Source organism: Oryzibacillus soli (assembly GCF_051594765.1).
Classification (GTDB): Bacteria; Bacillota; Bacilli; order Paenibacillales; family NBRC-103111; genus Paenibacillus_AR.
The window spans coordinates 243979-254070 of the sequence record NZ_JBPPGJ010000002.1 but is presented as its reverse complement, the minus strand read 5'-3'; the positions used below and the strand labels follow the sequence as shown (position 1 = coordinate 254070).

Annotated in this window: 8 protein-coding genes; 4 read left to right on the top strand and 4 right to left on the bottom strand. The window is 59.8% G+C overall.

Translation table 11 applies throughout. From position 1 onward, the window contains the following. Positions 1-46 precede the first annotated feature (46 nt). A complete protein-coding gene (locus ACSEXW_RS03090; RefSeq protein ID WP_438444631.1) occupies positions 47-1303 on the bottom strand; it encodes an NAD(P)-binding domain-containing protein in 1257 nt (418 codons plus the stop codon). 155 nt (positions 1304-1458) lie between these two features. Here ACSEXW_RS03090 and ACSEXW_RS03085 point away from each other — a divergent pair, with 155 nt between their 5' ends. The 3 genes from ACSEXW_RS03085 to ACSEXW_RS03075 all read left to right on the top strand — a co-directional run bounded on the left by ACSEXW_RS03085 (position 1459) and on the right by ACSEXW_RS03075 (position 4288). Beyond that, on the top strand, positions 1459-2808 hold the full coding sequence (locus tag ACSEXW_RS03085) for a glucose-6-phosphate isomerase (protein ID WP_438444630.1): 1350 nt from the start codon (positions 1459-1461) through the stop codon (positions 2806-2808). Positions 2809-3012: 204 nt separating this feature from the next. Further along, positions 3013-3645 (top strand): YigZ family protein, encoded by a 633-nt coding sequence (locus ACSEXW_RS03080; RefSeq protein WP_438444629.1) that lies wholly within the window; start codon positions 3013-3015, stop codon positions 3643-3645. Between the two features lie 40 nt (positions 3646-3685). Next, positions 3686-4288: a TetR/AcrR family transcriptional regulator gene (locus tag ACSEXW_RS03075; RefSeq protein ID WP_438444628.1), complete on the top strand. Its 603-nt coding sequence runs from the start codon at positions 3686-3688 to the stop codon at positions 4286-4288. A gap of 140 nt (positions 4289-4428) precedes the next feature. Here ACSEXW_RS03075 and ACSEXW_RS03070 read toward each other — a convergent pair whose 3' ends face one another. Further along, a complete protein-coding gene (locus ACSEXW_RS03070; RefSeq protein ID WP_438444627.1) occupies positions 4429-5577 on the bottom strand; it encodes a TIGR04053 family radical SAM/SPASM domain-containing protein in 1149 nt (382 codons plus the stop codon). A gap of 179 nt (positions 5578-5756) precedes the next feature. On the opposite strand from ACSEXW_RS03070, the gene ACSEXW_RS03065 reads away from it, so the two are divergent. Beyond that, positions 5757-6947: a radical SAM protein gene (locus tag ACSEXW_RS03065; RefSeq protein ID WP_438444626.1), complete on the top strand. Its 1191-nt coding sequence runs from the start codon at positions 5757-5759 to the stop codon at positions 6945-6947. A gap of 101 nt (positions 6948-7048) precedes the next feature. Here ACSEXW_RS03065 and ACSEXW_RS03060 read toward each other — a convergent pair whose 3' ends face one another. After that, on the bottom strand, positions 7049-8182 hold the full coding sequence (locus tag ACSEXW_RS03060) for an alcohol dehydrogenase catalytic domain-containing protein (protein WP_438444625.1): 1134 nt from the start codon (positions 8180-8182) through the stop codon (positions 7049-7051). A 25-nt stretch (positions 8183-8207) separates the two neighbouring features. Then, a complete protein-coding gene (locus ACSEXW_RS03055) occupies positions 8208-10067 on the bottom strand; it encodes an electron transport protein (RefSeq protein ID WP_438444624.1) in 1860 nt (619 codons plus the stop codon). Between the last annotated feature and the right edge of the window lie 25 nt (positions 10068-10092).

Below are 10092 nucleotides of genomic sequence, written 5' to 3'. Positions count from 1 at the left end.
CCAGCCGTTACCGGCGGGCAGTCCCTTCATCTATAAGCGGATGGAATCACTTCTCCGTCTGAAGCTTGATGTACTCCTCCAGCTTGATCCGCGTGTAGGGGGGCAGTCCGGAGAGCATACAGCCGTAGCGGAACTCGCCTTCCTTGGATTCGATGCGGATGATCTTGCCGGTGATCGGAGGCAGGTTCGCTTCCCTCGGGAAATGGATCACGACGAACATGTCCAGGCTTAAGGGGAAGCGGGAGCCGATCTGAATTCCGCTCTCCGACAGGTCATGAAGCACACCCTCGATATTCTGGCCGGAGAAGCTTCCCTCCTGCTCCCATTGATAGACGGACAGGAGAAGCTTGATGCCGAGGCTGATCCGGTTGGCGCGGCGGCGGTCGGAGCTCTTCGGTCCGGCGGCGCCCGGAGGAGCCTTCACGATCTTCTTGTTCATCCATTCCTCGTAGCATTGGATGACGGAGCTGAGATCCTGGTCTCCCAAGCCCTTGGAGAGTCCCATCTGGAAGACGGAGGTGGCCGCCTGCAGCATGGGGGCCGGAAGCTGGAACCCGCTGGTCAGCTTCTGGGCCAGCAGCAGATCCTTCAGCATGAGAGCGGTCGAGAATTGGTTGGAGAAATCCCGGTTGATGATCTTCATGCCCTTCAGCTCGGCCTGGCGGCTGTTGGCTCCGCCGGCGGTGACGATCTCCAGGAATTGGTTCGGGTCCAGGCCTGCCTTGGCGGCCATGGACATGCCTTCCATCAAGCCGACGGCATTGATCCCGACAATGGTGTTGTGGGCCAGCTTGGCATAGGAGCCGGAGCCGGTAACGCCCATGTGAAGGGCTTTGCTGCCCAGCACCTCGAACAGGGGAAGCTGCTCTTCGAATACCTCCGGCTTGCCTCCTACCATGAAGACCAGGGTGCCGGCTTCGGCGGCGGGCTTGCTGCCTGTTACGGGAGCATCGAGGAAATCGGCGGCATGAGCCTCCAGCTCGGCGGCCACCTTGCGGCTGGTATCCGGGGAAACCGTGCTGCAGTCGATGACGGTCAAGCCGGGACGGATGCCTTCCATGAGACCGTCCTTGCCGAATACGACGTCCAATAGGGCCTGGTCGTTGCTTACGTTCGTGAAGATGACATCCGCTTCCTTGGCCAATTGGGCCGGGGTCTTAGCAATGGAGGCTCCCATTGCCTGAAGGCTCTCCGCTTTGGGCGCCGTCCGGTTGTAGACGGTCAGCGGGTAGCCGTTCTTGAGCAGGTTGACGGCCATGGGCATTCCCATGGTGCCGAGGCCGATGAAACCGATATTTTTCATGAGTAGTCACCCCTTGTCCCTATATTACCATGCGGCGACAATCGTGTGAAAGTGGTCACTTGCATTTGTCCGTTCCATTGACGTATTCTTATCTGTAGACGTAGACCGCCCGGCCATAGAAGGCCGGAGTGCAGGCTAAGGAGGCTATTAATCGGATGAGTGGAAAGTTGAAGTTTGATTACAGCAAGGCCCTTGGTTTTGTGAATCAGCACGAAGTGGACTATTTGGCAGCCCAGGTGCGCACGGCCCATGAGCAGCTTCACCAAGGAACGGGAGCAGGCTCCGATTTCCTGGGATGGGTCGATCTTCCGGTGAATTACGACAAGGAAGAATTCGCCCGCATCAAGAGCGCTGCCGAGAAGATCCAGGCCGACTCCGACGCGCTGGTGGTCATCGGCATCGGCGGTTCTTACTTGGGCGCCCGTGCAGCCATCGAGATGCTGACGCACTCCTTCTATAACATTCTGCCCAAGGGCAAGCGCAAGACCCCTGAGATTTATTTTGTCGGCAACAACATCAGCTCTACATATACCGCCCATCTGCTGCAGCTCTTGGAGGGCAAGGAGATCTCCGTCAACGTCATCTCCAAGTCCGGCACCACCACCGAGCCGGCCATCGCCTTCCGGATCTTCCGCGAGCTGATGGAGACCAAGTACGGCAAGGAAGGCGCCCGCAAGCGCATCTATGCCACCACCGACCAAGCCAAGGGCGCGCTGAAGAAGCTGGCGACCGAAGAGGGCTACGAGACCTTCGTTATCCCGGATGACGTAGGGGGCCGCTATTCCGTGCTGACAGCCGTTGGCCTGCTGCCGATCGCTGTGGCGGGCGTGGACGTGGACGCCATGATGAAGGGCGCGGCGGATGCACGCGATGCGTACTCCAGCCCGAACCTGGCCGAGAACGAGGCCTACCAGTACGCAGCCGTGCGCAACGCGCTGTACCGCAAGGGCAAGACCACCGAAATTCTCGTGAACTACGAGCCGTCCCTCCACTTCGTATCCGAGTGGTGGAAGCAGCTGTTCGGCGAGAGCGAGGGCAAGGACTACAAGGGCATCTACCCGGCGTCCGTCGACTTCTCCACCGACCTGCACTCCATGGGCCAATTCATCCAGGAGGGCAACCGCACCCTGTTCGAGACCGTCATCCAAGTGGCGGAGGTTCCGGAGCACATCTCCATCGGTACGGACAAGGACAACCTGGACGGCCTGAACTTCCTCTCCGGCAAGACCATGGACTTCGTCAACAAGAAGGCGTTCCAGGGCACCATGCTGGCCCACAGCGACGGCGGAGTGCCGAACCTGATCGTGACGCTGCCGGACATGACCCCGTATACCTTCGGGTACATGGTCTACTTCTTCGAGAAGGCCTGCGGCGTGAGCGGCTACCTCCTCGGCGTCAATCCGTTCGACCAGCCCGGGGTGGAGGCGTACAAGAAGAACATGTTCGCACTGCTTGGCAAGCCCGGCTTCGAGAAGGAAAAAGCGGAGCTGGAAGCTCGGCTGTAAGAGCAAACCTGACAGGAACCTGACGAATCTTCGGATTCCGAGGGTTAAGCGGTTCCCTTCTATGGCGGGGGGAGCCGCTTTTTTCTAAAAATGGAACACTCATGTAAGCATATGTCACAAAAACGATCGAAATCCTTATGGAAAATGATTCCCTTTTGTGCTACAATGCTTTAAAGCGACTCTACATAAAGGTGGATGCTGCTGATGCTTCCTCAGTATAAGACCGTGAAACAATGGGGATCCGACGAGATCGTCATCAAGAAGTCCCGTTTTATCGGGCAGGCCCAACCGGTGGAGACCGAGGAGGAGGCGCTGGCGTTCATCGAGTCCGTGCGCAAGGAGCACTGGTCCGCCACCCACAATTGCTTCGCTTATGTCATCGGCGAGCGGGACCAGATCCAGAAGGCGTCGGACGACGGGGAGCCCAGCGGTACGGCGGGCAAGCCGATCCTGGAGGTCATCAAGCACCAGGGCTTGAAGAACACGGTGGTGACCGTCACGCGTTACTTTGGCGGAATCATGCTGGGAGCGGGAGGACTGATCCGGGCTTATACGGATGGAGCCGTAGCGGGATTGGCCGCGGCCGGGCCCGTGCGGATGGTGCTGCACCGGGACGTGTACGTCACCGTAGACTATACCTGGCTCGGCAAGCTGGAGAACGAGCTTCGCAACCGGGGAACCCTTCTAGGCGAGACGGAATTTACAGATAAGGTCACTCTGCATTGCCGGCCCTTGGACGAGGAGGCGGAACGGTTCGTCTTGTGGATGATTGATTTGACCCAGGGTCAATCAGAGATCGTCCAAGGGGAGGCTGTCTATATCGAACACCAAGATTGATCCCATATAGATAGAGTTTGAGAGGAAAGCGAGTGGAGCCATGATGTGTGCCAGAAGAGTAGTCGATCAGGAGTTGAGCCGGGACCGAATTTTGGATGAAGCGCGGGGTTTGTTCGCCACGCGGGGATATGACACCCTGACCATGCGGAGTATTGCCAAAGCTTTGGGCTACAGCCATGGTGCCCTGTATTACCACTTCCGCGACAAGGCGGAGCTGTTCTACGCGCTGGTGGTGGAGGACTTCAACTTCCTCCTGATGCGGCAGAAGGAAATGCTGGACCGGACAGAGCCCGGCAATGTCAGCCACCTGAAGGAAATGATGCTGGAGTTCATCAAGTTCGGGATGGAGAACCCCCACCATTACGAGATCATGTTCATGGTGCGGGACAGCGAGCTGCGCAAGTACTCCCGAACCAAGCAGGCCCAGTGTATGGACCTGTTCGCCTCCGTCGTCCGTGAGGTTATCCGCAATGATCCGGATGCCGAGAGAAAGACGTTTAATCTTCCCTGGAGCTTGTTCATGTCTCTGCACGGCTTTATCTCCTACAGCATTCATTTCTACGAATCCTATCCAGAGGTCGAGAGTCTGGCCGAAGCCCATGTTGAATACCTGTGCGGCGGAATTCACGGCGTGAATGGTTAGCGCACCTTGATACTTTAGCGGTTTAAAGGTTTTAAACGTTTAAGTGTTGAATGGGAAAAGCTGTTTGGATGGATCCCGCCGGGGTGGGGGATAAATCCAAACAGCTTTTTCACGCTCTACTTCCTGCAGGAGCGGAGCCGTTATACGCTGGCTTGCAGCTTGACCCATTCGTCCGGCTGATAGGCGCAGGCCGGGTCACTGCCCATGTAGTCGCCGGTGGCGGTGTAGGCACGGGCCCTGGAGCCGCCGCAGATGCCGCGGTATTCGCAGACGCCGCACTTGCCGGCGTAGAGCTCCGGCTGGCGGATGCCCGTGAACACCGGGTGCTCCCGGTACACCTGGGCCAAGCTCATGTCCCGCACGTTGCCGCAGTCCAGCGGCAGGAAGCCGCTTGGCGAGATGTCCCCCGTGTGGGAGACGAAGACGAAGCCGCTGCCGTCGGTGACGCCGCGAGGCGCCCGCATGGCGGCTTTGCCGTCTCCGGCGCCGAAGGGGCTTTTGCCTGTGGTGGTGGCGAAGGCGGGGACACCGATCATCTTGCCGGCTGCGGCTTCAGGAGGCTTGCCGGCCGCCTTGGCGCGCTGAGCCAATACCCGGCGGTAGAAGGGAGCGGCCGTGGTCTTGACGCCGAAGGAAACCTTCTCGCCCAGCTCAGCCAGCCAGTGGAGGATCTCCTCGCCCTCCTCCGGCGTGATCATGTCGTCCTCCTTGCCGCGGCCCGTAGGCACCAGGAAGAAGACGCTCCACATGACGACGCCCATCTCGCCCAACATATCGGCGATATTCTGCAGATCCCGCTTGTTATGCTCGCAGACGGTGGTGTTGATCTGCAGAGGCATGCCCAGCTTGCGCAGGGTGGCCAAGGAGCGCATGGTCAGATCGAAGGAGCCGGAGGTACCCCGGAAGCGGTCGTGGATCTCCGCCGTGGAGCCGTCCAGGCTGAAGGCCCAGCGGTCGAGCCCAATGTCCACGGCTTTGCGCATGGCCTCCTCCGTAACGCGCGGGGTGGCGCTGGGCGTAATGGAGGTGCGCAGTCCGATGCTCTTGGCGTAAGAGGCTAACTCGAACAGATCGTCCCTCATGAGAGGATCCCCGCCGGTGAAGACGAAGAGAGGCGAGTCCATGCTCTGGATCTCGTCCAGGAGGCGCTTGCCTTCTTCGGTGCTGAGCTCCATCGGATGGCGGCGGTGCTGGGCTTCGGCCCGGCAGTGCAGACAGTTCAAGGCACAGGCGCGGGTCACTTCCCAGACAACGATGAACGGATTCTGATTATAATCGGCGGCAATCATGTAGATTTCACCCTCCAGTTGGATATATTACCAAATATGCGCACTTTCACATTGTAACCATAACAAATCTGCCCTATTTCTATTATGATAAGAATCACAGAGAAACCGGGACGAATTGGTTAAAATGTTAGATAGTCCATATTTGTTTTTAGGAAGAATTACTAAATAGGAGTGATTATATGCTGGCCGTCTCCCATTTGCTGGCGGACGTCGAGTCCTTCGGCGACAAGCTGCGTTACACCGAGCATTCCCGGGGGCACCGTACCGGTACCCATGCCGGCGCAGGCCCGGTGGTGGTCTGGAGCGTCACCCGTTCCTGCAACCTGAAGTGCATGCACTGCTACGCCAACTCCGAGAATAAGAAGTATGAAGGGGAATTGACTACGGAGGAGGCCCTCGGGCTCATCGACGAGATGGCGGCCATGAAGGTGCCGGTCATCCTGTTCTCCGGCGGCGAGCCGCTGGTGCGCCCCGATATCTTCGAGCTTGCGGAGTACGCCATCGGCAAGGGCATCCGCATCACCTTTTCGACCAACGGTACCTTGATCGACCAGGAAACGGCCCGCCGCATCAAGGAGATGGGCGTCGGCTACGTAGGCATCAGCCTGGACGGCATCGGGCAGGTCCACGACTATTTCCGGCAGAAGAACGGGGCCTTCGACGCAGCCATCCGCGGCGTTCGCAACTGTATGGCGCAGGGGCAGAAGGTGGGCTTGCGCTTCACCATGAATCGGCATAATATCGAGCAGCTGCCCCTGATCTTCGACCTGATGGAGGAGGAAGGCATCCAGCGGGCCTGCTTCTACCATCTGGTATACTCGGGCCGCGGCTCCCTGGAGGACGACATCTCCCACGAGGAAACCCGCCAGGCCCTGGATCTGATCTTCTCCAAGGCCCAGGAGTTCACCCGCCGGGGCATCCAGAAGGAGCTGCTTACCGTCGATAACCATGCGGACGGCGTCTATCTCTATATGAAGGCGCTGGAGCAGGATAAGGAGAAGGCGGCCTCCATCCTGAACAAGCTGCAGATGAACGGGGGCAACCGGACGGGCATCGCCATCTGCAATATCGACCACCTGGGGAACGTGCATCCCGACCAGTTCACGCCGTCCATCACCTTTGGCAATGTGAAGATGACTCCGTTCCGCGACATCTGGCACGGCACCCATCCGGTGCTGGAGGGCTTGCGCAACCGGAAGCCGCTCTTGACCGGACGCTGCAGCCAATGCAAGTACCTGGACATCTGCAACGGCAATTTCCGCTCTCGCGCCTTGGCAGTCCATGGCGAGCTGTGGGCGGAGGATCCGGCCTGCTTCCTGACGGACGAGGAGATTGCCCCGGGCCCGGCCCGCGAAGCGGCCGGGTTATGAATAAACCTTAGGAGTACGTCATAAGAGTATAGGGAACGTAAACAAGCACCGGTAAAGGACGCCTCGTCCTCGCCGGTGCTTTTCACTTTCCCACAGCCTCTCTATGGCTGCAGCAGGACCTTCAGGCATCCGTCCGCCCGATGGTCGAAGAGCCGATAAGCCTCCGATGCCTCGGACAGGGGAAGGGTATGGGAATAGATGTCCGTGTCCAATCGTCCGGATTTCAGCAGCTGGTACAGGGGCTCCATATATCGGATCACCGGTGCCTGCCCCATTTTCAGAACTACGTTGCGCGCGAACAAATCCCCCAGCGGAAACTGGTTGTAGCGAAGGGCATAGATGCCCACCAGCTGGATGGTGCCCCCCTTGGCTACGGTCTGCTGAGCCATCTGGAAGGCGGATAAGCCGCCGCCTTGGACCTGGAAGAAGGTTTGGGCAAGCTCTCCGGGCGTCATCAGACCGTCTCCCCCCACACAATCGAGTACGACGTCGGCGCCGCCGCCGGTGTTCTCGTACAGGTCTCCCGCCAGATCCGCATATTCCGTCAGATTGTAGACCTCCGCCTTGTTCACCCGCCGGGCATATTCCAGCCTCTCCGGCACCAGGTCCACGGCGATGACACGGGAGGCCCCCTGGAGCCAGGCGCACTTCTGAACCATCAGCCCGATGGGCCCGCAGCCGATGACGATCACCGTATCCCCCGGCTTCACCCCGCTGTGGTGAATAGCCCAATAGGAGGTGGGCAGGGTGTCCGACAGCAGAAGCAGCTTCCGGTCATCCAGCTCATTGTCTTTCGGCACGGCGAAGGAGGTGAAATTGGCAAACGGCACCCGGACGTATTCTGCCTGGCACCCCTCATAATCGCCGTACAGGCGGGAGCAGCCAAAGTAGGCACCGGCCTGGCCTTTTTCATTGGCCGTATCACACTGGCTCTCCAACCCGTTCAGGCAGGGCCGGCAGTGTCCGCAAGCCACGTTGAAGGGGAGAACGACCTTGTCTCCCTTGCGGACCTTCACCACATCGGGGCCGGTCTCCACCACCTCGCCGACGGCTTCGTGACCAATGATGGAGCCTTCCGCAAGGCTGTTCACGAGCCCATGGTAAAAGTGAAGATCGGAGCCACAGATGGTGGTGGCCGTCACCCGTACGATCATATCCTCCGGATGCTGGATCTTCACATCGGGCACCTCGGCATACTTGATCTGCCGGAAGCCGGTATAGACGGCTGCTCTCATCGTCTCTTACCTCCACATATGTGACTTACCGGCCTGGAATGGTCAGCAGGTAACGGATGAGCGCATCCTGCTCCTCCGGGGTGAAGCCCGCTTCCTCATCCACCCAGAAGGCATGGCCTTCGCCGGTTACATGAGCGGGGGCGAGAGGCTTGTTGGCCTCCATCACCCGTGCCCGCTGACGCCGGTCCAGCAAGGCTTGGAGGCTGTTGTAGGCATCCGGGCCCACGCCCTTGTTCCAGGTTCCGGGAATCCCCAAGTCCCGTTCCCGGTCCGGTCCCACGGCCACACCGCCGTCATGAAGGTATGGAGGGCTCCACGATAACCCGAAGAGGCTGGGCACCTTGTATCCCCCCTCGGAGCCCTTCTGAGCCCAAGCCAACTGCAGGGCGGCCCGCTGCTCCTCGGTCAGCTCAATAGTCCGCACCTCGGGGCTGTCAGGCAGAGGGACGGGAACGTTCGGTGCATACATCCGGGGAACGGGATCGAAGAATTTCTCGGCGACCCGGAAGCCCGCCGCACGGGCCGGTTCCGTTCCGATCTCCTTCACCGGGATGATCTTGTTATTGGTGAAGAAGGCTCCGGCATGGCAGGAGACGCACTGGGCTTTCCGGAACACGCCTTCCCCCATGGCCACCGTCCGTGCATCCGCCTCCACCCGGGGCTTGGGCGGCACCAGCGTGTTCATCCAGGCTGACATGGAATTCACCTGCTGCCAAGCCGTAAAACCCGGCTCGCTGTTGAACAATCCTACCGCGGACATATAGGAGGACCGGGGATAGCTGGGAGCCGGGATGACCTGATTCACCCCTGGCATGCCGGGTGTCGGGTCCACGGAGGCGAAGAAATCCGACGGCTTCCTGCCCGAAGCAGGGTCGTAACGGTACTTGGGTGTGGCGGCCCGCTGGAGCAGGGTTCCGATATACAGCTCCTTATCCACGTCCTTGACGGGCCAAGCCAGCTCCGATTGGGTCATAGCATCCATATTCTGCGCATGGGCGTTGTTAATGGCGGCCGACAAGCCCTTGAAGGGGCCGGCGACTCCTTGGCCGGACCAGCCGTAAGGGTGGTCTCCCAGTGTAATGGAGTCCGGGATCTGCACCGGATTGTTGGTGGAATCCAAGGTGGTGTCGTTACTGCCCCTCGGCCAGCGGATGATGTCCCGATCCACGGCATCCTCTAAGAGCTCCGGATCGGGCAGCACCTTGTCCTGACCGTCCGAGCCCTTCACCGTGCGGGTCAGATCCCGCATGTAGGTTTGGAGCGTGCTGATCTGGGTGTGGGTGAAATAGGCGGAGGTGTTGGTGGCCATGGCCAGCAGGTAGCCGACGTTCAGGTCCCGGTTGGGCACCCCCAGCGCCACCTTGCCGGTCCGGTCATCCACGGTGGCATGGCAGACAAGGCAGGAGATGCCGGCCTTCAAGCGGCCGTCTGCGTATTTGATCCGTACTCCCAACGGGGCTGCAGCCCCCTTGGGCACATCAAGTCCGGTCTCGATCAGATCGCCTTCATGAATGGTCTGCCCGGCGATGGTAGCGGTTTTGGCTGCCTTGACCTTCAGATTGTCCGTCCCTTGACCGCGAAGCCCGACCACGGCTTGAATGACGTTGGGAAGCGTGAAGGGGCCGTCGAACAGGCCCATGATATCCGTGAAGAAGACCTCGTTGCCGAAGGTGCTTCCGTAGAACGAGGTTTTCCCCAGGGCCGGATCACCGGACTCGTCCCCTTCGGAGGCGGCCCGCACCGAGCCTCCGCGCTCAGGGTTCAGGACTTTATCGTCCGAGGGCCGGTATACATACTCGGGGCCGGAGGACAGCCAGACCGCCGCCCCCAATGCCACCGCCGCAACGAAAAGATATAGACCGAACAAGATCCGAAATCTGCGCATGAATGAACATCCTCCCGCGTCTTTC

Coding starts and splice junctions, on each gene's coding strand:
- ACSEXW_RS03075 (WP_438444628.1), top strand. CDS start 3,686: ATGATGTGTGCCAGAAGAGTAGTCGATCAGGAGTTGAGCCGGGACCGA.
- ACSEXW_RS03070 (WP_438444627.1), bottom strand. CDS start 5,577: ATGATTGCCGCCGATTATAATCAGAATCCGTTCATCGTTGTCTGGGAA.
- ACSEXW_RS03080 (WP_438444629.1), top strand. CDS start 3,013: ATGCTTCCTCAGTATAAGACCGTGAAACAATGGGGATCCGACGAGATC.
- ACSEXW_RS03090 (WP_438444631.1), bottom strand. CDS start 1,303: ATGAAAAATATCGGTTTCATCGGCCTCGGCACCATGGGAATGCCCATG.
- ACSEXW_RS03065 (WP_438444626.1), top strand. CDS start 5,757: ATGCTGGCCGTCTCCCATTTGCTGGCGGACGTCGAGTCCTTCGGCGAC.
- ACSEXW_RS03060 (WP_438444625.1), bottom strand. CDS start 8,182: ATGAGAGCAGCCGTCTATACCGGCTTCCGGCAGATCAAGTATGCCGAG.
- ACSEXW_RS03055 (WP_438444624.1), bottom strand. CDS start 10,067: ATGCGCAGATTTCGGATCTTGTTCGGTCTATATCTTTTCGTTGCGGCG.
- ACSEXW_RS03085 (WP_438444630.1), top strand. CDS start 1,459: ATGAGTGGAAAGTTGAAGTTTGATTACAGCAAGGCCCTTGGTTTTGTG.